This window comes from Pseudarthrobacter sp. MDT1-22 (assembly GCF_054511035.1).
Genome location: NZ_JBTNDK010000006.1, coordinates 68,506 through 91,212, shown reverse-complemented (window position 1 = coordinate 91,212; position 22,707 = coordinate 68,506). Strand labels below are relative to the sequence as shown.

Genomic DNA, 22,707 nt, shown 5'->3' with positions numbered 1-22,707 from the left:
GCAGCTGCCATTATTGGGGCTTTCCTGGGAGGCCTGTTCCGCACGCGCGAAAGGACCTCGTCATGCCGGATCTGTCAGCATTCTTCCCGCTTCTTGCCGCGATTATCGGGGCAATGCTGGTGGTCGGCTTTGTCTGGGGGGCCATCAAACTGATGTGGAAAGTGGCGGAGCCCAATGAGGCCCTGATCATCTCCGGCCTGACCCGCGGAACCCTGGAAACCCGGGCCGGGATGGACTTCAAGATTGTCACCGGAAAGGGCGCCCTGGTATTTCCGGGCCTGCAGACCGTCCGCACGCTTTCCCTGACGCTGAATGAAACGGAGCTTAAGGTTTCCTGCGTGACCTGGCAGGGCATCCAGGTGATTGTGGAAGGCGTGGTAATTTACAAAATCGGTGACGCCCCGCCGTTTATCGCAAATGCGGCCAGGCGTTTCCTGGGCCAGCAGCCCAAAATGGAAAGCCAGGTCTACAACGTCTTTGAGGGCCACCTGCGGTCCATCATCGGAAGCATGACCGTTGAAGAGATCATCCGCGAACGGGACAAGATGGGGTCCCAGGTCCGCAGCGCCAGCGGAGTGGAAATGGAGAAGCTGGGGCTGGTGGTGGATTCGCTGCAGATCAAGGACCTGCAGGACCCCACGGGGTACATCCAGAACATCGCCAAGCCCCACATCGCCCAGGTCAAAATGGAGGCCCGGATCGCGGAGGCCACGCGGAACCGTGAGGCGGCCGAGAAGGAGGCCGAGGCGGCTGCAATGATCGCGGACGCGCAGAGCGTTTCGGCCATCCGGCAGTCGGTGGCGCAGGCGAACGCCGAGCGGGCCAAAGCCGAGGCCGCCCAGGCGGGACCGCTGGCGGATGCGACCGCGCGGCAGCACGTCGTCGTTCAGGAAACGGAAGTGGCCAAGCTTGAGGCGGACCGGGAGGAGCAGAAGCTCCAGACCACGGTCCGGAAGCCCGCCGACGCCAGGGCGTATGCCAAGCGCACAGACGCGGAGGGCCAGAAAGCGGCGGACATCAGCGCCGCCGAAGCGCTGGCCCGCCGCACGGAACTTGAGGCCCAGGCCAACGCCCGCCGGACGGAGCTGCAGGCCCAGGCGAACGCCACTGCCGCGGCGGCCGCGGCCGGAGCCACGAAGGTACCGGCGAGGCCGAAGCCGCTGCCACCAGGGCCCGCGGTGACGCCGCGGCCTCCGCCATCAAGGCCAAGGCGCTGGCCGAGGCAGACGGCATCAAGGCGCGGGCCGAAGCACTCGGGACCAACCAGGACGCCGTCATTTCGCAGCAGCTGGCCGAAAACATGCCGGCCATCATCGCCGCAGCGGCCGAGCCTTTCTCCCACGTGGGCCAGATGACCGTGCTGAACGGCGGCGAGGGCGTCAACAAGATGCTGGGCGGCATCCTGGCTCAGTGGGTGACTACCTTCCTGCCTTGTCCTCGGCACTGAAGAACAGCCGGGAAGGCAAGCGCCCCGCGAAAGGCCCCGATGCATAGAAACGTTGACCGGAGCCTTACCGGCAAGATCGGCCGCGTGACCGGGCGCATTGGGCCCGGAACCCTCGGCGAGGTCATGCTGCCCTACCTGGGCGGCACCAACGCGTTCCACGCCCACCCATTCAACAAGACGAGCATCTTCGCGGTGGGCGACGAAGTGCTGGTCATCTACTTCGAGCCGCCGCAAACGGTCTATGTGGACGAACTCCCGGACGTGCTGCGGCACGGCGAAGGCGGCTGACCCCAAGCGCTGATCTGTTAACCCAACCTTTCCCTCTACTCAACCCAGGTGACCCCGCCCCGACAGGCGACGCGCCCACCGTGGAGGGGTGAGGATCGCAATTGTTGCCGAGTCATTCCTGCCGCTGATGAACGGAGTGACCCACTCCATCCTGAGGGTGCTTGAACACCTGGAGGACCAGGGCCACGACGTCCTGGTCATCGCCCCTTCCACCTATGCTGTCTCCGAGTTCGTGGGACCGGCCGAGGTGGTTCACGGCGCGACGGTGCACCGGGTTCCCGCGGTTCCGCTGGCCGGCTACACCAACGTTCGAGTGGCGATGGGCGGTGTGTACCGGGTCAAGCGAATCCTTGCCGACTACGCACCCGACGTTGTCCACCTCGCATCGCCGTTTATCCTCGGGTGGCGGGCAGTGCAGGCCGCGCATCAGTTGGGGATCCCCACCATAGCCATCTACCAGACCGAGGTTCCCAGCTACGCCGCCCGCTATGGTGTGCCATTCCTGGAGAACTGGGCATGGAACCGGGTGGAGAACATCCACCTGCTGGCCACCCGCACCCTGGTGCCGTCCACCTTCGCGCTGAACCAGTTGCGCGGCCGCGGGATTCCGCGGGTGGGCATGTGGCGGCGCGGTGTGGATACCGCGCGGTTTTCGCCGGAAAAGCGCGACGCCGGGTGGCGGGCAAGGGTTGCCCCCGGCGGTGAGCGGATCATCGGCTACGTCGGCCGGCTGGCCATCGAAAAACAGGTGGAGGACCTCGCCGCGCTCGCCAACGTCCCGAACACCAAGCTGGTGATTGTGGGCGACGGACCCCAAAAGTCCGCCCTGCAGGAAGCCCTGCCGGACGCGGTGTTCACCGGGTTCCTCGGCGGTGAGGAGCTGGCGAAGGCGGTGGCGTCCTTCGACCTTTTTGTCCATCCCGGCGAGTTCGAGACGTTCTGCCAGACCATCCAGGAGGCCATGGCATCGGGGGTGCCGGTGGTGGCCACGGGCCGCGGCGGGCCTCTGGACCTGGTGGAAAACTCCCGTACGGGCTGGCTGTACCAGCCCGGCGACCTGGCCGGTTTCCGGGCCCGGGTGATGGACCTGATGGGCGACGACGCCAAGCGCCGCGCGTTCGCCAGGACAGCGCACGCCTCGGTACAGCCGCGGACGTGGCCGGTGCTCAGCGCCGAGCTGGTGCGTCAGTACCAATCAGTAATCGCCGGAGAACCGTTGGCTGAAACCGTCGAAACCAAGAGCCGCCGCCCGGTGGTTGAGCCTGCCCAAACCAAAAGTGGAGCGTCCCTGTGAAAATATCGGTGATCGGCTGCGGCTACCTCGGCGCCGTGCACGCCGCCACGCTCGCGTCCATGGGCCACACCGTGGTGGGCATCGACGTGGACGCCACCAAAGTGGACCAGCTGGGCCGTGGCCAGGCCCCCTTCTTCGAACCCGGCCTGGACGAACTGCTCCGCGACGGACGCAGCACCGGCCGCCTCACGTTCTCCACCGACGTCGCCGCTGCCGCCGGCGCCCAGGTCCACTTCCTGTGCGTCGGGACGCCGCAGTCCAAGACGTCCGACGGCGCCGACCTCACCTTCCTCGTTTCCGCCACCGAGGCGCTGCTCCCGCACCTGGCGAGGGGCGCCGTCGTCGTCGGTAAATCAACCGTGCCCGTGGGCACGGTGGACATGCTCCAGGGCGTCCTCGCGGGGCGGCCGGACGTGCAGGTGGGGTGGAACCCGGAGTTCCTGCGGCAGGGCACAGCGGTGAAGGACTCGCTGGTCCCGGACCGGCTGGTCTACGGTGTGGCGGGCGGACGCGCCGCGGCCTTCAACCCCAAGACCGGGGCGCCGCGTGCCGTGACGGCCGCGCTGGATGCCGTTTATGAGCCGCTGCTGAACGCCGGGATTCCGCGCCTGGTGTGCAACTTTGCCACGGCTGAACTGATCAAGTCGGCCGCCAACGCGTTCCTGGCCACTAAGGTCAGCTTCATCAACGCCATTTCCGAACTGTGCGACGCGTCCGGCGCGGACGTGGCCGAACTCAGCGAGGCCATGGGCATGGACCCGAGAATCGGCAACCGCTACATGCATGCCGGGCTGGGCTTCGGCGGCGGGTGCCTGCCCAAGGACATCCGCAGCCTTCGCAGCCAGGCCGCCTCTCTGGGCGTGGATCCGGTGAACGACTGGATGGGTGTGGTGGATGCCATCAACGTCCGCCAGCGGACCCGGACTGTGTCGCTTGCCGCGGAACTGTGCGGGGGCGGGCTCGCCGGACGCGCGATCACCATCCTCGGAGCCTCCTTCAAGCCCGAGACCGATGACATCCGCGACTCCCCCGCCCTGGACGTCGCGGCCCGGCTGGCAGCCGCCGGCGCACACGTGACAGTGACCGATCCCAAGGCCGTGAACCACGCCTGGCTGCGGTATCCGCAACTGCGGTTCGAGACCCCGGCAACACGGGCCTTGGAGGGTGCGGAGCTGGTGCTCCTCCTCACTGAGTGGGACGAGTACCTGCGCCTGAGCCCTGCCGCTGCGGGCGCTTTGGTGCGGCGGCGGATGATCCTGGACGCCAGGAACGTGCTCGACGCCGCTGCCTGGCAGGCGGAAGGCTGGGTGGTCCGCGGGCTGGGTAGGCCTGCGGGGGCGGCTCCCATCACATTGCCGACGCGGGCCTGACAGAAGTGCGTAACTCTTAGCCGGATTCGGGCACCGCGCACCAGCAGAAGCGCCAATTCCCGGACCTCCAATTCCGGCGGCCGCGCGAAAGTCACGCATTTTCGCTCCACGATCCGCACGTGCACTTTATGATGTCCGTGGGGGTGGTAGGGCATGGGGGGATCCAGGCGCTGTCCATGAACGTCTCGGGGGTCCAGCTGCAGGAACTCGACTTTGCCGAGAAAGTCCTGGACCTTTCGGAATCGTGCGGCGTGGGCATTTACCAGCTGGTTTTCGAGGTAACCGAGAGCGTGTTCTTCGACGCCGACTGCAACGTGATCGAACAGCTCAGCCGGTTGCGGGAGGCCGGTGCCCGGGTGGCGCTGGACGATTTCGGTACGGGCTACTCCTCGCTGGGACGGCTGCAGGAGCTGCCGGTGGACATCGTCAAAATCGACAAGACGTTTGTCTCCATGGTTCGCACCGGCACGGAACGCCTGCCCATCCTGAGCTCCATGATCAATATGGCGCACAGCCTGGGACTGACCGTCACAGCAGGAGGCATCGAAACCGACGAGCAGGCGAATTACCTCATCGCACTCGAATGCGATTCGCTGCAGGGCTACCTGTTCTCGCACCCGGAACCGGCCGACCGCTTCGAGCACGCGCTGAAGAACGCCGGACATGCGCTCTATGCGTTGGCGAGCCGCTCCGGCCCAGGCTAAGCATCTTTGCCAAATGGGAATCCGGGCACGCGTCCGGCAAGGCGAGGACAATGGATCTATGGACGTCGTTGTCATCGAAACCCGCCCGCTCGGGGACCGCAGCTACCTGGTCCACGACGGCGAGGTGGCGCTGGTCATCGATCCGCAGCGGGACACGGACCGGGTGGAGGCTGCGGCGGCGGCAGCCAACGTCCGGATCACGCATGTTGCCGAAACCCACCTGCACAACGACTACCTCAGTGGCGGCCTCATCCTCGCCCGTGCGCACGGTGCCCTGTACCTGGTGAGCGCAAACGACGACGTCGCGTTTGAACGCACGCCAATAGCCGACGGCGGCACGGTCCATGTGGGCCGGCTCACCGTGAAGGCGGTGGCCACGCCCGGCCACACCCACCACCACCTCAGCTACGTTGTCAGCGACGGCGAGGAGCAGGCCGTGTTCTCGGGCGGAAGCTTGCTCTACGGGTCAGTGGGCCGGACTGATTTGGTCAGCGACGAGGACACCGAACAGCTCACCCACGACCAGTACTCCTCGGTCCGCCGCCTGGCCGCCGGGGCCAATCCGGACGCTGCCCTGTACCCCACGCACGGGTTCGGCTCGTTCTGCTCGTCGGGGCCGGCGTCGAGCGCCCGATGGTCCACCATCGCCGAGCAGCAGGAAACCAACCACGCGTTCACCGACGCCGATGAGGACCACTTTGTGCAGGAGCTCATCAACAACCTGACCGCCTACCCGTCCTACTACGCGCACATGGCCCCGGCGAACCGGCAGGGGCCAGGCCCGGCGGACCTCACCTTGCCCGAATCACTGGACGCAACAGAGCTCTCGCGCCGGCTCGCGGACGGCGAATGGGTGGTTGACCTGCGCCACCGGGTGGCGTTCGCCAGCAGCCACCTCCAGGGCTCGGTGAGCTTCGAGTACGGCCGCGGCTCCAGTTTCACCGCCTACCTGGGCTGGGTCCTGCCGTGGAACCAGCAGCTCACCTTGGTCGGTGCAGAGGACGACGTCGAAAAGGCCATCCGGGACCTCTGCCGCATCGGCATCGACTCCCCCGACGCCGCCCTCGGAGCGGAGCCGTCGGCACTCGCGCCTGGCACCGCCGTCGTGCACTATCCGCGTGTGGGCTGGGAAGATCTGCTGCACGGGCGAAGCGCCGGGGACGTGGTGCTCGATGTCCGCCGGACGGAAGAGTACGACGCCGGCCACGTCGCCGGGGCGGTGAACATCCCGCTGCATGAGCTGCTGACGCGGATGGCCGAGATTCCGGCGGGCACGGTGTGGGTGCACTGCGCCACCGGATACCGCTCCGGGGTGGCTGCAAGCCTGTTGCAGCGCGCGGGCCGGCGGGTAGTTCATGTGGACGCGAAGTACGGTCCTTCTTGAGTTGTGAGGGATAGCATAAGGATGCGTCTCCGCCCAGGTCTCGGGCGGGCCCAGGTCTCGGTTTTTTGTGGGTGACGGGCGCACCTATGGGGAAGGATCCGCGTGTCTCAGACCGGTCTTCTGAATCAACGTCCCGCCATCGGCAAGAGAATGGCCATCTGGGGTTGGCTCATAGTGTTTTCTGCCGTGGTGCTGGGCGTGCTCGGACTGTTTCTTGCTGCCAACAGCGGCACTCCGGCGGCGATGGTGGCGGGCGACTTCGCCATCCTCGTGGCCGCCGCGCTGGCAGGTCGCAGCTGCGCCCGGGCCGCTCGCCGCGGTGGGGTGAACGCGCGCGCATGGACCCTGATGTCGGTGGCCGCCTATGTCTGGGCCGCCGGCCAGGCGGTCTGGACCTACTTCGGGCTCGCCAACAACCACGTGTACCCGTTCCCCTCCCTGGCCGATGCCCTGTTCCTCGCGCATTCGGTGCCGGCCGCCGTCGCGCTTTTCAGCTTTAAGCGCCCAGGCGGCACCACCCGCGTGGGACTGCTCCGGCCAGTGCTGGACGCAGCGGTCATCGCAGGCTCGGTCCTGGCGATCAGCTGGTACGTGACGCTGGGCCCGGCCCTCAGCGCCGAGGGCAACCTCCTGACCCGGCTCACCACCATGGCCTACCCTGTGGTGGACGTGATCATCACGTCGCTGGTGCTGGTCCTGGGGATGCGCCGGCAGCCCGGCGAACGGCTGCCTTGGCTGTGCTTCGGCGGCGGCCTGCTGGTCCTCACTGTCACGGACAGCAGCTACGTGCGGTTGACGTCCGACGGCGTCACGGGAGTCACCGGTTCACCGCTCGCCTTGGGCTGGATTATCGCCTTCCTCCTGATTGCGCTGGCACCGCTGGTCCCCTATGCGGAAAACCCGCGGCCGGACCGCAGGGCGTTTGCGCTGGCCCTGGAGCTGCTCCCCTACGCACCCATCCTGGTGGCTGTGGTGGTGCTCGCGGCCCCGCATGTGCAGGAAATGAGTACTTTCCTCTTGGTGGTGGCAAGAGTCACCATGGCTCTCGTCCTGGTCCGCCAGGTGCTGATCGTCATCGAGAACCTGACCCTGACCACCGGGCTGGAGCAGGAAGTGGCGGCCAGGACGGCTGAGCTGGAGGGCTTGGGCGCGATCGTGAACTCCTCCACGGACGCCATCCTGAGCACCACGCCCGACGGCATCATCACCAGCTGGAACCCGGGAGCGCAGCACCAGTACGGCTACACGGCCGCGGAAGCGATCGGCCGGGACGCGCGTTTCCTCCTGCCGCCGGGCAGTACGGACGGCGGCGACGAGGTTTTCGAGCAGCTCCGCGACGGCGGCGAGGCCATGAGCTTCGAAACGGAGCACCTGCGCAAGGACGGCGCCATCATCCCCGTGTCCTTGACCATTTCCCCCATCCGTGAAGGAGCGACAGTCCGCGGGATCGCCGTTATCGCCAGGGACATCACGCTGCGCCGGGCCGCCGAACTGGAGCTGAAGGCGGCCAGGGAAGCGGCGCTGGAATCCAGCCGGCTCAAGTCCGAGTTCCTGGCCACCATGAGCCATGAAATCCGCACCCCCATGAACGGCGTAGTGGGGCTCACCGCACTGCTGCTTGAGACGACGCCTCTGGACCAGACGCAGAAGCAGTACGCCCAGGGCGTCAAAGGCGCCGGCGAGGCGCTGCTGTCCCTCATTAACGACATCCTGGACTTCTCCAAACTGGAAGCCGGCAAGGTTGACCTGGATATCCGCGCCTTCGATCCCCGCGTCCTCGTGGAGGAAGTGGCGGGCCTGCTGACCGAGCCCGCGCAGGCCAAAAACCTGGAGCTGATCGCCTACTGCGAACCGGACGTTCCGGCCAGGCTGCAGGGTGATTCCGGCCGGATCCGCCAGATCCTGCTCAACCTCGCCTCCAACGCCGTGAAGTTCACGGCGGCCGGTGAGGTGTCCATCCGGGTGACGACGGAGACGCCTGACGCGAAACCCGGGGCCACCGCCATGGTCTGCTTCGAGGTCCGCGATACGGGAATCGGGATCGACCCTTCGCACCACGCGCGGCTGTTCGAATCCTTCTCGCAGGCTGATGCTTCCACCACCCGGCGCTACGGCGGCACCGGGCTGGGCCTGGCCATCTGCAGCCGGCTCACTGAGGCCATGGACGGTGAGATCGGGCTCGAAAGCGTCCCGGAGGAGGGCAGCACGTTCTGGTTCCGCATCCCCGTGCCTGTGGCACCGCCGTCCACGGATCCCGTGCCGGCCGCCGGTTTCCTTACCGGGCTGCGCGTCCTGGTGGTGGACGACAACGCCACCAACCGTCTGGTGCTGGAATCCCAGCTGCGCGGCTGGAAGCTGCAGCCGGAGGCCGTGCCGGATGCCCGCGCCGCGCTGGCCCGCGCCCACGAAGCCGCAACGGCCGGAGTGCCCTTCCACCTGGCCGTACTGGACCTCTGCATGCCGGATACCGATGGCCTGGAGCTGGCCCGCGAACTCAAGGCCGACGCCGCTCTGGCGGACATCGAGCTGATCATGCTCACGTCCACCATGCAGGTCAACGCCGCCGAGATCGCCGACGCGGGAGTCCGCGAATGGCTCATGAAACCGGTCCGCAGCTCCGAGTTCTACAACCGCCTGATCCGGCTGATGTCCACGAGTGAACACCATGCCCCGGCGGCTTCTGGGTCCGGCCGGCCTTCCGACGCTGAGCCGTCGGCTGAGTCGTCCGGTTCGTCGCCCGAGTCCTCCCCGGAGTCGTCCGATGCGTCGTCGCCTGAGTCCTCCCTTCGGGGCGCATTGCGGGGCCGCATCCTGGTGGTGGAGGACAACGAGGTGAACCAGCTGGTGGCCCGCGCCACGGTGACCAAGTTCGGCTACGCGGTGGACGTGGTTGCCGACGGCGCCGAAGCCGTGGCCGCCACCGCCAGCACGCGGTACGCCGCCGTCCTGATGGACTGCCACATGCCGGTGATGGACGGGTTCGAGGCCACGCGCATCATCCGTCGGCGCGACGGCGGGGCCAGCCACCTTCCCATCATCGCCATGACCGCCGGCGCCCTGGACGGGGACCGGGAACGCTGCCTCGCCGCCGGCATGGACGATTACCTCTCCAAACCGGTGGATGCCGCCGAGCTTGAAGCCGCCCTGGCCCGCTGGGTCCCCGAGCAGGCCACGGAGCGTTCTGCGCCGCCGGAGCCGACGGCTCCTCAGCGGGAGGAGGCTCCCCAGCTGCTGGCCGTCACCGGTGGACGTCCGCCGGCGCTGGATGCGGACCGGCTGGCCATGCTGCGCGACCTCGGCCCCGAGGACGGCCTGGGCCTGCTGCCCGCAACGACGGAGGCGTTCCGGAAGGACGTTCCCGCGCGGCTCGCGGCACTGCGCGAAGCGGTGACCAACGGCGGCGGGCCGGCTCTGGCGCAGGCCGCGCACGCCCTGAAGGGTGCGGCGGCCAACATCGGAGCTACCGCCGTCGCAAGTCTGAGCGGCGAGCTGGAGGACATGGGACGCAGCGGAAAGCTCGACGGCGGCCGGCAGCTGGTCAGCCGGCTGGAAGCTGAGCTGGTGCGTGTGGACTTTGAACTCGATCTAGCGCTGGAGGTGGCACAGTGAAAGTCCTGGTGGCAGATGACGATCCGGGCTCGCTCCTGGTGGCCCGCGCCGCCGTCAAACGCTCCGGGCATGACTGCCTGACGGCGGCCGACGGTGACGAGGCGTGGGCCCTGTACCTGGAACACCAGCCCGATGTGGTGGTCACGGACTGGATGATGCCCGGGATGGACGGGCTGGCGCTGTGCCGGGCCATCCGGGCGCGCGAGGCGGACCTGTACACGTACATCGTGCTGCTGACGTCGCAAGGATCCCGGGACGATGTGCTCGCCGGGCTCGCAGCCGGGGCGGACGACTACGTCACCAAGCCGCTGGATCCGTTTGTCCTGCATGCCCGGCTGCTGGTGGCGCTCCGCGTGACCACGCTGCACGCTGATCTGGCCCATTACCGGAAGGTGCTCTCGCAGCAGGCGCGGACCGATCCACTGACCGGCCTCCACAACCGGCTCAAGCTCTCCGAGGACCTCGAGCAGCTGCATGCGCGCAGCCAGCGGTACACGGAGGGGTATTGCGTGGCCATGTGCGACGTGGACAACTTCAAGAGCTACAACGACATCTACGGGCACCAGGCAGGCGATCTCGCGCTGCGTGCCGTGGCGGGGGCGCTGGTGAGTGCGGCGCGGAAAACCGACGGCGTGTACCGGTACGGCGGCGAGGAGTTCCTGCTGGTCCTGCCGAACCAGTCACAGCTGAGCGCAAAGGCCTTTATGGAGCGGGCGCTGGATACCGTGCGCGAGCTGGAAATTGTCCACTCCGGGGATCCGCTGGGGCAGCTGACGCTGAGCGCCGGGATTTCCGCGTTCACGGCCGAGCACCGGGCAGACGCCGACACCCTCCTGGGTGAAGCCGACGCCGCCCTCTACACCGCGAAGGCGGCCGGCCGGAACCGGGTGGAGCTGGCGCTGTAGCGTTTAGCCTTGGCCTGTATTGGCCGGTGGCTACGCGGCTTTTTTGCGCTGCTTGGTCTGACCCGGCTGCTTCTTCGCGGTCTGCTGCTGAGCAGGCTGCTGCTGCACCGGATGGCGCTTGGCGGGCTGCTGCTGGGTTACCGGGCGGTGCTGTGCGGGCTGTTTCGGGGCGGACTGCCTTCGGGCTTCGGGCTCGGCGGGCTGCACCGGGGCCTCAGCTTCCTCGTCCTGCACCCGTTCATCCTGCGCGGCTTCGTACTGGGCGGTCCCGTCCTGCTCCAGCTCAATCAACGCATACATCCGGTTGCGGCGCCAGCGGCGGACCAGGTCCACACCGGCAAGGATGCCTGCCAGCGGCGTCAGGACAGCCGCGGCATAGACGAACAGCATCCACGTCAGGGTGGCCATGGGAGGTTGGTTGTTGTTCAACAGGGAGAGCCCGCCGAACATGGCGATGATCCAGAAAAGCAATACTGCCGTCAACACCGCGGCCGCGGGGAAGTACTGGTTGCGTACGATTTTCTTCAGGGTTTCCATGCATTTTCCTCCTGCCTGGCCGGGGTGCGGTGAGAGGCCGCATGAACACCAGTATGCGGCTGCAGGCCCGCGGATTCGCGCAACACGCAGGCGGTGGTGACGAACCTAACTGCGGCCCGCTCGAGAGCGGTGATCGAGCCCGTCGAGATCCAGGTTTCGCCCGGCTCAACCACCGGCGGGGGCTTCCGAGCTGCGGGCATTGCCAATACCGTGGATGACACCCGCCCTGATCTTGGAGGTCCTCATGCGCAAAGTTACGTCCGGCCTGTTCCACTCCGTTGACGGCGTGGTCTCGGACCCGTTCCTCTGACAATTCGACAGCTTCGACGACGACCTCGGCAAGGCCCTGACCCGCATGATGGAAAGCGTGGACACCGTGGTGCTTGGCCGGGTGAGCTACCAGGAATGGGCTGGGTACTGGCCCACAGCGTCGGTGGACGAGGACTTCGCCGGCTTCATCAACCCGGTGGAGAAGTTTGTGGCCTCCCGGACGCTGACGGAGCCGCTCGAGTGGCAGAACTCCCACCTTCGTGGCGGGCCTGAAGGAGCGCGACGGCGGCGAGATCGCCGTCACCGGCAGCATTTCCGTGGTGCGCCAATTGCTGTTCACCGGGCTGCTGGATGAGCTGACCCTGATCACACACCCCGTGGTGGCCGGCAGCGGCCGGAAGCTGTTCCAGGACGGCGGCCCCGTGACGCGGCTCGGCCTCAAGGGCCAGTACCGGACCACGAAGGGCAACGTCGTCAGCACCTACGGACTGCTGGGCGAATAACGGGCAAAGCGGCGGTCACCACGGCGCCGCGCTCAGGGCACTTTCTGCAGATTGGTCAGAAGATGAATAAATGTGCTGGTCGGCAACGAATTCCTGCTGCTTACCCTCCTGCCTAGTGCGGAGCACGTCCTTGACGATCTGGGTGAGGGTCAGAGCCTGCCCGGCCGTCCAGGCCAGGCCGAAACGGATCGCACCGGCCTCGGAGCGCGCCCTGGTGATGATCGATTCGATGCGGTGCTGTTCTGCGGGGTAGAGCGGAATGCCCCGGTCGGTACGGTAGGAGTCGGCGGCCGCCAGCACGCGAATGGCAAGCTCGACGCCATGCCCGGCCACGTAGACGCCGGCCAATGACTCGAGGAAACCCACAAGGTTGCCCTGTGCACCCAACTCGAATCCAGCGTCGACCGCCTCGAGGAGCAGCCGTTCCGCGGCGTCGTAGTCGCCGGCCCGCTCTGCGTTTTCGGCCAGGTTAGTCAAAACTACCCCGAGGGCCCATCGATCGCCGAGCGGTCGTACAAGCCTGACGCTCTCGCGGCTCAGGTCAAGGGCTCGCGCGTGGTCACCGGCGTAGAAGGCTAACCGCTCCAGAACAACGAATGCGGCAGCGCGAGTCCGGGGGCTGGCATGAGGTATGGCCAATGCTTCTGCAGCGAGTCGGTGGGCGGTGATAGTGTCGTTGATCTCCATCGCCTGCACTGCCAGGCACATCGTGGTCCAGGCGGCGCCTTCGTCGTTGCCAGCGCTCTGGAATGCCTCAAGCGCGCGGTGGTGAAGGTCGGCCGCCGCGTCGTTGCGACCGAGGAGCCAACACAGAGTCGCTGCTCCACTGAGTGCAGGGGCTTGGAGCGAAGGTGGAGCGTCGGGTGTGCCCGCGACCAGCTTGAGAGCGATCTCGCATTGCTCGGCCACGTCCTCGGTGAGCTCCCAGTAATGCCAGAGTTGCCCGACCATTCGAAGCGCCAGGTCCGTGGAGCCATCCGGCCCCGTTGCCCACAACAGTGCGGCGCGTAAATCCGGTGTATCAGCATTCAGCAGCCGGAAGGCGTCCACTTGCTCGCGCCCCCACAGCTGTGGGCCGACAGACTCAGCGAGGCCGAGGTAGTACTCGGCATGCCGGCGCCGAACGGCCGACCCATCGTTGAGCACCCGGAGCCGGTCACGGGCAAACTCGCGAATCGAATGCAGCATCGACACGCGGCTTTGTCCCGCGGGATCGGTATAGCGATGCAGCAGGCTATGGCGGGCTAGGGAGATGAGCAAGTCTTCAGGCATCGTTTCCGTGCCCGGAGGCTGACCACAGATGCTATTGACTGCCGCCATAGTCGGATCAGCAGCGAAGACGCCGAGCTGATCGAACAGCCGCCGCTCAGCCTTACGCAACAGTTGGTGGCTCCACTCGATCGTGGCCGTGACGGTCCGCTGGCGGTCCGGAAGGTCGCGGAAGGCTGCCGGCAGCGCGGCAAGGCTGACCTCCAAGTCGTCCAGGAGCTCAGCCTCACTGTGATCCCGCAACTGGGCGGCTGCCAGTTCGATTGCCAGCGGAAGGCCGTCCAGGCGGTGGCACAGACGGGTGAGAACAGCCGCGTTGCCGTGGTTAAGATCGAAATGCGGACGGACTGCCCGGCCACGGGCCAGGAGCAGCTTCACGGCCGGCACCTCCCGTAGCAGTGTCGGCGGGAGGGGCTGGTCAATCGGGGGCAGGGCCAACGGTGCGAGCTCATATTCGTATTCGGCGCGCAGTCCCAGTCTTCGTCGGCTGGTGGTCATAATCCGCAGGTCGGGGGCGGCGGTGAGCATGCCAAGCACCACCGGCCACGCCTCCTCCAGATGTTCGAAATTGTCCAGGACCAACAACAGCCGGCGCGAGTGTAAGAAGCGAGCCGCGACCTTCAGCGGGTCTTCTCCGGCCCGGTCCTGCAAGCCGAGCGCAGCAACTATGGCGGCCGGCACTTGTTGAGTCTGGGTGAGCGGGGCGAGATTGACCCAGCCCACGCCGTCGGCCATTCGCTCACCGAGCTGGGCCGCTGCTGCCAAGGCCAACCTGGTCTTGCCGGTCCCGCCGGCGCCCGTTACGGTAACCAGCCTGCACCCCTCCGCGGCATACATTGAGCACAGCTCTCTTATTTCTGCCTCCCGCCCGACCAGCGGGGTGAGTTCGGCCGGGAGGTTGTCCAGCCGTTGCCTGATCCTGCGGTGTCCGTCAGCGGCGGGGGCCGCAAGCAAGGCTTCCTGCCGAAGGACCTGGCCTTCCAGTTCCTGCAGGCGTGCACCGGGATCAATACCCAGTTCCTCGACGAAGATGCTCCGCGCTTTACGGCATGCCGCCAAAGCATCGGCCTGCCGGTCAGAGCGGTACAAGGCGAGCGCAAGTGAGGCCCACAGGCGTTCCCGGTATGGATGCCGGGACACGAGCCGCTGCAGTTCCCCCACCAAAGTGCCGTGTCGGCCCAAAGCGAGCTCGACGTCGATGAGGTCCTGGTGCGCGTCCAGCTGGGCTTCCTCCAGTGCGTCCAGGTCCGGGCGCAGAAGCTCGACGTCGGCAAGGTCCGGGAAGGCGGCCCCTTTGAAGAGCTCTACAGCCTGGCGCAGATATTCGGTGCCTCCGGCCAAATCTCCTGCCTGCACGGCCAGTTCACCGGCGGTGACGTGTTCACGGAACTGCAGGAGGTCGAGCTCGTCCTCGGTGACTGTCAGCAGGTAACCGCCCGGCCGGCTTGCCAGGCGCTGGGAAGCAATCCCCTTGGACCGGTCCGGTTGGAGCAGGCGCCGCAGGTTGGCCACGTACACCTGCAGCTGCGGGCCCGGCTGCGCGGGCGGGCGGCCGTCCCAGACGGCTTCAGTCAGGAAGTCAGTGGAGACCACCGAGTTTGCCCGCAGGGCCAGGCATTCCAGGACGATCCGCAGCTTCCCGCTGCCCACAATGACCGGCGCCCCGTCGGCAACAACTTCCAGAGGGCCCAGGGTCCTGATCCACAGTGCGCCCATCGCCAAGCACCCCTCACCGACCGGCCGCTGGCCCGGACCTGGTCGGCCCGGTACCGCGGAGCTCATCGACCAGCGAGCCCATATGCCCGCCCTGACACGAGATGGCCCCGAGGAGCCACATCAACCCCATCATGCTCCTGCGGCGGGCAGAGGGTCCAGAGTCCTCGGGGAGTCCCGTCCGCGATTAAGGACCGGTTAAGGCCCGGGAGCCACGCTTGATTCACCCACCCGATATACGTTCGAAAGGAAATCCCATGAAAACAAACAGCATTACTCGCGGACTGGCGTTGTCGGCCTTTGCAGCAGCAGCCCTTGTGGCACCCGCGCAGCCGGCCTTGGCCGACGAACCGTTAATCCTCCCGGTCGGAGTCGGATGTGCCGACTTCAACCTCGGGGTGAGTGGGACGGGAGGCAAACTTCACACCAAGGAATTCTTCGACAAGGACGGCAACATCGTTCGAATCCTCACGGCAGGCAAGGGCGTCCTCCTCACCTACACCAACTATGGAACGGACCTAGGGAATCCGGTTGCGGGCAAGTCAGTCACGTTCCGGACCGATGGATCAGTGACGTCAATCAAGGTCAACCCGGACGATACCCTGACCTACACGGCCACGGGTCATCAAGGGCTCGTCATGTTCCCAGGTGACGTGCCAGCCGGACCGTCCACCACTCAGTATGTCGGAAGGATCGTCTTCAACGTCGACCTTGTTACAGGAATATTCACGTTGGTGAGTACCAAGGGATCGGCGGTTGATGTCTGCGCCAAACTGGCCAGCTGAGGCCTAGGCCCCGTTGCGTTCCAGTGCCTGGCCGATAATCCGGGCGCCCTCGGGAAAGGCGCCCGGATTTGTCCCCGAGTAGTTAAGCCGGATGAACGGGCCTGCCGGTTCGGCCGGGAACCATTCGTTTCCCCCGGCGATGATCACCCCGGCGGTTTCACAATCGCGGGTCAGCCGTTCGAGGTCGGTCCCGTCGGGCAGCCGCGCCCACAGGTTCAGGCCGCCCTTGGGCACCTGCTCGATATGCGCCTGCGGGGCGTGCTGGCGCAGGCTGGTGACCAGCAGGTCCCGGCGTGATTCGAGCTGGTGGCGGAGGCTGCGAAGGTGCGTCTGCCACCCGGGCTGCGTCACGACGTCGAGCGCTGCCGCCTGGAGCAGCCCGCTGACGTACATCGATTCGGCCGCCCGGTCCGCCAGGATGCGCTCCCGCGCCGGGCCGCGGGCGATGACCGCGGCGACGCGGATCGACGGTGACACGCTCTTGGTCAGCGAGCGCAGGTAGACCACGTGGCCGGAGTCGTCGCGGGAGGCGACGGGCACGGGGTTGGAGGTGATGCCGAAATCGTGCGCCCAGTCGTCCTCCACAAGGAACGCCCCCTTCGCGCGGACCACGTCCAGGACCTGTTCACGCCGTTCGGCAGACCACTGCGCGCCCGTGGGGTTGGCGTAGTTGGGCTGCGCGTAGAACAGCCGCGCCCCGGACTCGTCAAAGGCGCGGGCCAGCTCCGCCGGGTCCGGTCCGTCCGGTCCGCTGGGCACCGGGACAACGCGCACGCCGGCCTGCGCTGCGGCCAGGATGGCGCCCCAATAGGACGGCGATTCCATGAGCAGCGGCTGTCCGCGGCCGGCGAGCGCGCTGAAGATGGAGCTCAGCCCGCTTTGGCTTCCCGGGAGTACGACGACGTCGCTCGGGTTCGGCGGGGTGGTCCCGGCCGGTGTGGAGGCACCGAGTTCGTGCGCGAACCACGACTGCAGTTCGGGCATTCCGGCCGCGGGCGGACGGAACAAGGCAGCGTCACCGCGGGCTGCCCGGGCAATAGCGGCCCGCACCAGCCGCTCGGGCAGGAGTTCGCGGTCCGGGTAGCCGGAGTGGAAGGAGATGGCATCGTTGGCCACGTTGCGCATGGTGCTGGACGCCGGGGGCGGGGGCGCCAGCGGGGAACGGAGGGCCGCCGTCTGCCAGCCGTAGTCGGAGGGACGGGCGCTCCGGACGGCGCGCACAAAGGTCCCGACGCCGGGCCGGCTCTCGATCAGTCCCTGTGCCGTGAGCGTCTGCAGCGCCTTCTGCACCGTGACGGGACTGGCCTGGTACTCGGCCACCAACGAGCGCGTGGAGGGCAGCTTCGCACCGGGCGCGGCCGAAGAAATCCATTTCTTCAGGTGCGCCACAATCCGGGAACTGCTATCGTTGTTCATGAGAGACAATAGTAGCGCTACTACACTTATTCGGCCAGTGATACCGTCCCGCCAGCCCATCGGCCTCTGGTGGGGTCTCGCGGGAGTAGCGGCCTTCTCCTTCACGGTTCCTTTCACGAAGGTGGCCGTCGAGTCCCTGTCCCCGCTGTTTATCGGGTCGGGCCGTGCGGTGGTAGCCGCCATCCTCGCCGCCTTCGCGCTCGCCGTCACCCGGCAGCGGCTACCCCGCGGCACGCAGTGGGTCCGCCTCGCGGTGGTGGCCGGCGGCATCGTCGTCGGGTTTCCCCTGCTGACCTCCTTTGCACTCACCACCACACCGGCCAGCCACGGCGCCGTAGTGATCGCCCTGTTGCCCGCCGCGACGGCAGTAGCTGCAGTTCTTCGGGGGCGCGAGCGTCCACGCCTGGCGTTCTGGCCCATCACCGGCGTGGGAGCGCTGGCGGCCATCGCCTTCGCCTCCATGCAGTCCGGCGGATTCGGGCAGCTGCACTCGGCGGACCTGCTGCTCCTGGGCGCGGTGGTGGCCGCGGCCATCGGCTACGCGGAGGGCGGCCTGCTGGCCCGCGAGCTCGGCGCCTGGCAGACGGTGTCGTGGGCGCTCGTGCTGGCGTCGCCGCTGATGGTGATCATGGTGGCGGTGTCCGTGGCGCAGCAGCCGCCGTCGGGCACACCGGTCCAGTGGCTGGCCTTTGCGTACCTCGGCGTGGTCAGCATGTTCCTCGGCTTCTTCGCCTGGTACCGCGGGCTGGCCATCGGCCCCATGGCGCAGGTCAGCCAGACCCAGCTTGTCCAGCCCGTGCTGAGCATCTGCTGGGCGGGCCTACTGCTCGGCGAGTCGCTGACGTGGAGCACGATCGTCGGCGGCCTGGCTGTCATCCTCTGCGCGGGCGCCGCGGTCCGGGTCCGGCTCAAGCCGGCATCCTCGCAGCCCGCCGTCCCTCACCCTGCCGAGCCTCTCGCCACAAGAACCCTCGAACCTGCAAAGGATTAGCACCATGTACACGCCAGCCCATTTCGAAGCCGGCCCCGACGCCATCCAGGAACTACTCACGAGGCCCGGCGCAGCGAACCTGGTCACCATGACGCCGGGAGGCCTGCTCGCCACGCTGCTGCCGTTTGTTTACGACCCCTCGGTGGGCGAACACGGCGCGCTGCACACGCACGTCGCCAGGAACAACCCCCAGTGGTCCGAACCGGCCATCGGGGAATCCCTCATGATCGTCCAGGGCGCGGACGCCTACATTTCGCCGTCCTGGTATGCGTCCAAGGCCGAGCACGGACGCGTTGTGCCCACGTGGAACTACTCCACGGCACACATGTACGGCCAGCTCGTGATCCATGACGACCCGGCCTGGATCGCCGGCCAGGTCAGGCGGCTGACCAACATCAACGAAGCAGACTTCGAGCACCCGTGGAGCGTGGATGACGCGCCGGAGCGCTATATCTCGGGCCAGCTGCGCGCCATTGTGGGCATTGAACTGGTCATCACCAGGATTGAGGCGAAGACCAAGCTGAGCCAGAACCGGTCCGCGGCGGATGTGGAAGGCGTCGTGGCCGGGCTCAGCGAACGCGGGGAGACAGAAAGCGCCGCCGACGTCGAGCGGGCACGCTGACTCGGTTCAGGCCCGGTCCAGCCCAACTAGGTAGCGCTAACTGTCGTTTTGAGGCCCCATAACGACAGTTAGCGCTACCTAGTTGGGATCCTGAACCCGGCACGCCAGAACCTAGCGGGCGACGAGCGCCTCGCTGGCCTCCCACAAACCCTGCGCCAGCTCGGCGTCGTACGCCTGTGCGTTGGCCTTGGCCAGGGCGCGCTTGGCGTAGTAGGCGCCGGAGATCCAGTCGGTGCCGGCGGTGCCGTTGCTGAGCCAGAGGAGGGTGTCGGCGCCCTGGTCCGGGGTGAGCATAAAGCGGTTGAGGAGCGTCTTGTAGGCGTGCCGCATGGGGCTGGTGGACTCTGCCGCGAAGTTGGTGCGGACCACGCCCGGGTGGAACGCCGCCGTCGTGATTCCGTGCTCGCCGAAGCGGCGGTGCAGCTCGGAGGTGAAGAGGATGTTGGCGAGTTTGGCGGTGCCGTAGGCGCGGTTGGTGGAGTAGGTGTGCTCCGATTTGAGGTCGAAGAGGTCCATTTTGCCGAAGCCGTTGGCCGCGCTGGCGGTGTTGATGACCTTGGCGTTGCTGGCGGTGAGGACGTCCATCAGCTCGGTGGTGAGCAGGAACGGCGCCAGGTGGTTGATCTGGAAGGTGGACTCGTTGCCGTCCACGGTGAGCTGGTGCTTGCCCATGATGCCGCCGGCGTTATTGGCCAGGACGTCGATCCGCTCGTAGTCGTCCTTCAGCTGCGCGGCGAGCGTGCGGACCTGATCCAGGTCGGCGAAGTCGCTGACGAAATAGTCGGCATTGAGCTCCTTCGCGATGGCCTGCGTCTTCTCCTCGGAACGGCCGACGACGACCACCCGGTCGCCTGCCTGCGTCAGCGTCCGCGCGGCTGCCGCGCCGATGCCGTCGCTGGCGCCGGTGATCACGATGGTGCGTTGGGTCAAGGGGTGTCCTTTGGTTGAGGTGGGAACCTGGGAGGTGAGTGCGGACTCCTGCAAGCCTAGCGGTACGGAAATTCTGTCCCAGTCGACTGAGCGGGCATAAGCTGCACAAAGAATCACACCGCAACCCTGGGAGAAGCACCATGGAGATGGCCAAAGCGTCCGACGAAGCCAAGGAGCGGTTCCGCTCAGTAGTGCCGGACAACCCCGAGGTGGTCGTCAAGCCGATGTTCGGCAACCTGGGCGCCTTCGTCAACGGCAACATGTTCGCCGGACTGTTCGGTTCCACCATCGGGGTGAAGCTCTCCGACGCCGACAGGCAGGTGCTCGAAAGCACGGAGCGGACCGTCCCGTTCGGCCCGGCGGAGCGGCCGATGGGCGGCTACACCGGACTGCCGGAGGTCTGGAACGCCGAGGGCGACGGCGACGACGCGCGGGCAAGCGCCTGGCTGGAGAAGGCCTTCGAGTACGTCGCGCAGCTCCCGCCGAAAGCGCCCAAGGCGGCCAAACCGCGCAAGTAGCGGCGGACCAGGAGTACGACGACGGCGGGGCGCCCAGAATTTCTCTGGACGCCCCGCCGTCGTACTTCAGTCAGCCGTGGCTGGAGTCAGAGCGCTAACCCGCCACGCCAGCGAGCAGGAAGAGGACCGCGGCGATGGCGAAGCCCATCACGCCGATGAGGGTTTCCATGACGGTCCAGGTCCGCAGGGTGGTCTTGACGTCCATGCCGAAGAAGCGGCCCACCAGCCAGAAGCCGGAGTCGTTGACGTGGGAGACCACCACGGAGCCTGCTGCCACGGCAATAACCAGGGCGGCGATCTGCATGCCGGTCAGTCCGGCGGTGGCCACTGCCGGGGCGATCAGGCCAGCGGTGGTGGTCAGGGCCACGGTGGCGGAACCCTGGGCGATGCGCAGGATGGCGGCGATCAGGAAGCCGGCCAGGATCAGCGGGATGCCCAGGTTGCCCAGGACATCGGCCAGTGCGTCGCCAATGCCGGAGGCACGGAGGACACCGCCGAACATGCCGCCGGCGCCGGTGATCAGGATGACGGAGCAGACCGGCCCCAGCGAGGATTCGAGCAGCTTCTCGATGGCGCCAGCGTCCTTGCCGCGGCGGGCGCCCAGGACAAACACGGCCACCAGTACGGCGATCAGCAGGGCCACCGGGGTTTCACCGATGGTGCGCAGGACCTGGAACCACTGCTCGCTCTTGACCGAGTCGGACAGCACGCCGGAGGACGCAAGGGTGTTCAGGCCGGTGTTGATGAAGATCAGGACGAGCGGCAGGAGCAGCAGGCCGATGATGGTGCGGAAGCGCGGCGGGTGGGACTCGGCTTCAGCGCTGGCGTGGCCCAGGATTTCCGGCACCGGGAGGACCAGCTTCTTGCCGGTCCAGAGGCCGAACAGGTAGGCGGTGACGTACCAGGTGGGGATGGCGGTGATGAGGCCGGCGATCAGGACCAGGCCGATGTTGGCATCAAAGAAGGCAGCAGCGGAGACCGGGCCGGGGTGCGGCGGGAGGAAGATGTGCATCACGGAGAACGCACCGGCGGCCGGGAGGCCGTAGCGCAGCACTCCCCCGCCCAGGCGGTGGGCCACGGCGAAGACGACGGGCAGCATGACCACCAGGCCGGCGTCGAAGAAGATGGGGAAGCCGAAGATCAGGGAGGCGAGGCCCAGGGCGAACGGGGCACGCTTTTCGCCGAACACGCCGATCAGGTAGTCGGCCAGCACCTTGGCGCCGCCGCTGGTCTCAACGATGCGGCCGAGCATGGCGCCCAGGCCCACGAGGAGGGCCACGGTGCCCAAGGTTGTGCCGAACCCGTTGATCAGCACAGGAACTACCTGGTTGGCGGGGATTCCGGTGGCGAATGCGGTGGCGAGGCTGATCACGATCAGGGCGACGAGTGCGTGCATCCGCAGCTTGATGATCAGGAACAGCAGCACAACAATCGATGCCGCGGCGATGAGCAGCAGAGGTCCTGCGCCCAGCGTTTGGGTCCATCCTTCGATGACCATGATTCTCCTTTGAAACAGAACTACTTGGGGATTGGGGAAAATTGGGCTCAGCAGGCGCTGAGCTCCGCCTGGGCGGGAAGCGTGAGGCCGGGAAGCTCGAGGCCAGCCAGAACGGCGGTGACGATCTCCTCCGGGGAATTGGAGATGTCCAGGCGTTGGCTGCCGGCGGCAAGTTCGTTGCCGGTCAGCGGTTCCAGGGTGGCCAGCTGGCTGGGCAGGAGCGTGGACGGCATAAAGTGGCCTTCGCGGCCCTGCATGCGCTGGCCGATCAGGTCGGCCCCGCCGTCGAGGTGGATGAACAGGACCCGTCCCTGCGCGTCGGAGAGCAGCTCACGGTAGCTCTGCTTAAGGGCGGAGCAGGTGAGCACGGTGCTCTTCCCGGCAGCGGCATGGGCGGTCATCCAGCCCTGGATTTCCCGCAGCCAGGGCCAGCGGTCCCCGTCCTGCAGGGGAATGCCCTGGGTCATCTTGTCGATGTTGGACTGGGGGTGGAACTCGTCCGCTTCGGCACAGGCCCAGCCAAGCTGCTGGGAAAGAGCTGCCGCAATGGTGGACTTGCCGGAACCGGCAACGCCCATCACCACCAGGTGCGTGGCTGGATACCGCATATTTTACCTCCGAAGAAGACGCCGTTGGCTAAATGAAGAAAGCTCA

The 22,707-nt window shown here is 66.9% G+C and carries 18 protein-coding genes and 2 pseudogenes; 14 read left to right on the top strand and 6 right to left on the bottom strand.

What is annotated here, in order from left to right:
- Positions 1–62: 62 nt before the first annotated feature.
- The 9 genes and pseudogenes from ACX80M_RS06920 to ACX80M_RS06880 all read left to right on the top strand — a co-directional run.
- Positions 63–656 (top strand): annotated as a pseudogene (locus tag ACX80M_RS06920) (SPFH domain-containing protein); the annotation flags it as partial.
- A 542-nt stretch (positions 657–1,198) separates the two neighbouring features.
- Positions 1,199–1,447 carry a flotillin domain-containing protein gene (locus ACX80M_RS06915; protein WP_252607894.1) on the top strand — a complete coding sequence of 83 codons (249 nt, stop codon included), beginning with the start codon at positions 1,199–1,201 and terminating at the stop codon, positions 1,445–1,447.
- Positions 1,448–1,486: 39 nt separating this feature from the next.
- A complete protein-coding gene (locus ACX80M_RS06910) occupies positions 1,487–1,735 on the top strand; it encodes a hypothetical protein (protein ID WP_459309307.1) in 249 nt (82 codons plus the stop codon).
- 88 nt (positions 1,736–1,823) lie between these two features.
- Positions 1,824–3,029 carry a glycosyltransferase family 4 protein gene (locus tag ACX80M_RS06905; RefSeq protein WP_252601201.1) on the top strand — a complete coding sequence of 402 codons (1,206 nt, stop codon included), beginning with the start codon at positions 1,824–1,826 and terminating at the stop codon, positions 3,027–3,029.
- Entirely contained in the window at positions 3,026–4,399 is a 1,374-nt protein-coding gene (locus ACX80M_RS06900; RefSeq protein WP_252601203.1) for a UDP-glucose dehydrogenase family protein, read from the top strand. Before ACX80M_RS06905 ends, ACX80M_RS06900 begins: the two co-directional genes overlap by 4 nt.
- A gap of 128 nt (positions 4,400–4,527) precedes the next feature.
- On the top strand, positions 4,528–5,103 hold the full coding sequence (locus ACX80M_RS06895) for an EAL domain-containing protein (RefSeq protein ID WP_459309331.1): 576 nt from the start codon (positions 4,528–4,530) through the stop codon (positions 5,101–5,103).
- Positions 5,104–5,161: 58 nt separating this feature from the next.
- On the top strand, positions 5,162–6,487 hold the full coding sequence (locus ACX80M_RS06890) for an MBL fold metallo-hydrolase (RefSeq protein ID WP_459309306.1): 1,326 nt from the start codon (positions 5,162–5,164) through the stop codon (positions 6,485–6,487).
- A 102-nt stretch (positions 6,488–6,589) separates the two neighbouring features.
- The gene (locus ACX80M_RS06885) at positions 6,590–10,096 is read left to right on the top strand and encodes a response regulator (protein ID WP_252613098.1); all 3,507 of its coding nucleotides are present in this window, start codon (positions 6,590–6,592) and stop codon (positions 10,094–10,096) included.
- Positions 10,093–11,001: a GGDEF domain-containing protein gene (locus ACX80M_RS06880; protein WP_252613101.1), complete on the top strand. Its 909-nt coding sequence runs from the start codon at positions 10,093–10,095 to the stop codon at positions 10,999–11,001. Before ACX80M_RS06885 ends, ACX80M_RS06880 begins: the two co-directional genes overlap by 4 nt.
- 30 nt (positions 11,002–11,031) lie before the next feature.
- On the opposite strand, the gene ACX80M_RS06875 is transcribed toward ACX80M_RS06880, so the two are convergent.
- The gene (locus tag ACX80M_RS06875; RefSeq protein ID WP_252613104.1) at positions 11,032–11,538 is read right to left on the bottom strand and encodes a hypothetical protein; all 507 of its coding nucleotides are present in this window, start codon (positions 11,536–11,538) and stop codon (positions 11,032–11,034) included.
- A gap of 244 nt (positions 11,539–11,782) precedes the next feature.
- On the opposite strand from ACX80M_RS06875, the pseudogene ACX80M_RS06870 reads away from it, so the two are divergent.
- Positions 11,783–12,311, top strand: a pseudogene (locus tag ACX80M_RS06870) (dihydrofolate reductase family protein).
- Between the two features lie 15 nt (positions 12,312–12,326).
- Here the strand turns inward: ACX80M_RS06870 and ACX80M_RS06865 are convergent.
- Positions 12,327–15,296, bottom strand: coding sequence for an AfsR/SARP family transcriptional regulator (locus ACX80M_RS06865; protein ID WP_459309305.1), 2,970 nt, complete (start codon positions 15,294–15,296; stop codon positions 12,327–12,329).
- Between the two features lie 254 nt (positions 15,297–15,550).
- Here ACX80M_RS06865 and ACX80M_RS06860 point away from each other — a divergent pair, with 254 nt between their 5' ends.
- Entirely contained in the window at positions 15,551–16,078 is a 528-nt protein-coding gene (locus ACX80M_RS06860) for a hypothetical protein (RefSeq protein WP_252601221.1), read from the top strand.
- Between the two features lie 3 nt (positions 16,079–16,081).
- On the opposite strand, the gene ACX80M_RS06855 is transcribed toward ACX80M_RS06860, so the two are convergent.
- Positions 16,082–17,494, bottom strand: a complete 1,413-nt coding sequence (locus ACX80M_RS06855; RefSeq protein WP_459309304.1) for an aminotransferase-like domain-containing protein — start codon at positions 17,492–17,494, stop codon at positions 16,082–16,084.
- Here ACX80M_RS06855 and ACX80M_RS06850 point away from each other — a divergent pair.
- Positions 17,493–18,485: a DMT family transporter gene (locus tag ACX80M_RS06850; RefSeq protein ID WP_459309303.1), complete on the top strand. Its 993-nt coding sequence runs from the start codon at positions 17,493–17,495 to the stop codon at positions 18,483–18,485. The genes ACX80M_RS06855 and ACX80M_RS06850 overlap by 2 nt on opposite strands.
- Positions 18,486–18,489: 4 nt before the next feature.
- A complete protein-coding gene (locus ACX80M_RS06845; RefSeq protein ID WP_459309302.1) occupies positions 18,490–19,107 on the top strand; it encodes an FMN-binding negative transcriptional regulator in 618 nt (205 codons plus the stop codon).
- 111 nt (positions 19,108–19,218) lie between these two features.
- Here ACX80M_RS06845 and ACX80M_RS06840 read toward each other — a convergent pair whose 3' ends face one another.
- Positions 19,219–20,037: an SDR family NAD(P)-dependent oxidoreductase gene (locus tag ACX80M_RS06840; protein WP_252607769.1), complete on the bottom strand. Its 819-nt coding sequence runs from the start codon at positions 20,035–20,037 to the stop codon at positions 19,219–19,221.
- Positions 20,038–20,177: 140 nt separating this feature from the next.
- On the opposite strand from ACX80M_RS06840, the gene ACX80M_RS06835 reads away from it, so the two are divergent.
- Positions 20,178–20,555 (top strand): TfoX/Sxy family protein, encoded by a 378-nt coding sequence (locus ACX80M_RS06835; protein ID WP_252601236.1) that lies wholly within the window; start codon positions 20,178–20,180, stop codon positions 20,553–20,555.
- Positions 20,556–20,649: 94 nt separating this feature from the next.
- On the opposite strand, the gene ACX80M_RS06830 is transcribed toward ACX80M_RS06835, so the two are convergent.
- Together ACX80M_RS06830 and ACX80M_RS06825 are read right to left on the bottom strand one after the other, a co-directional pair.
- Positions 20,650–22,053: a GntP family permease gene (locus tag ACX80M_RS06830; RefSeq protein WP_252601239.1), complete on the bottom strand. Its 1,404-nt coding sequence runs from the start codon at positions 22,051–22,053 to the stop codon at positions 20,650–20,652.
- Positions 22,054–22,100: 47 nt separating this feature from the next.
- The gene (locus ACX80M_RS06825; protein WP_459309301.1) at positions 22,101–22,661 is read right to left on the bottom strand and encodes a gluconokinase; all 561 of its coding nucleotides are present in this window, start codon (positions 22,659–22,661) and stop codon (positions 22,101–22,103) included.
- Positions 22,662–22,707 lie beyond the last annotated feature (46 nt).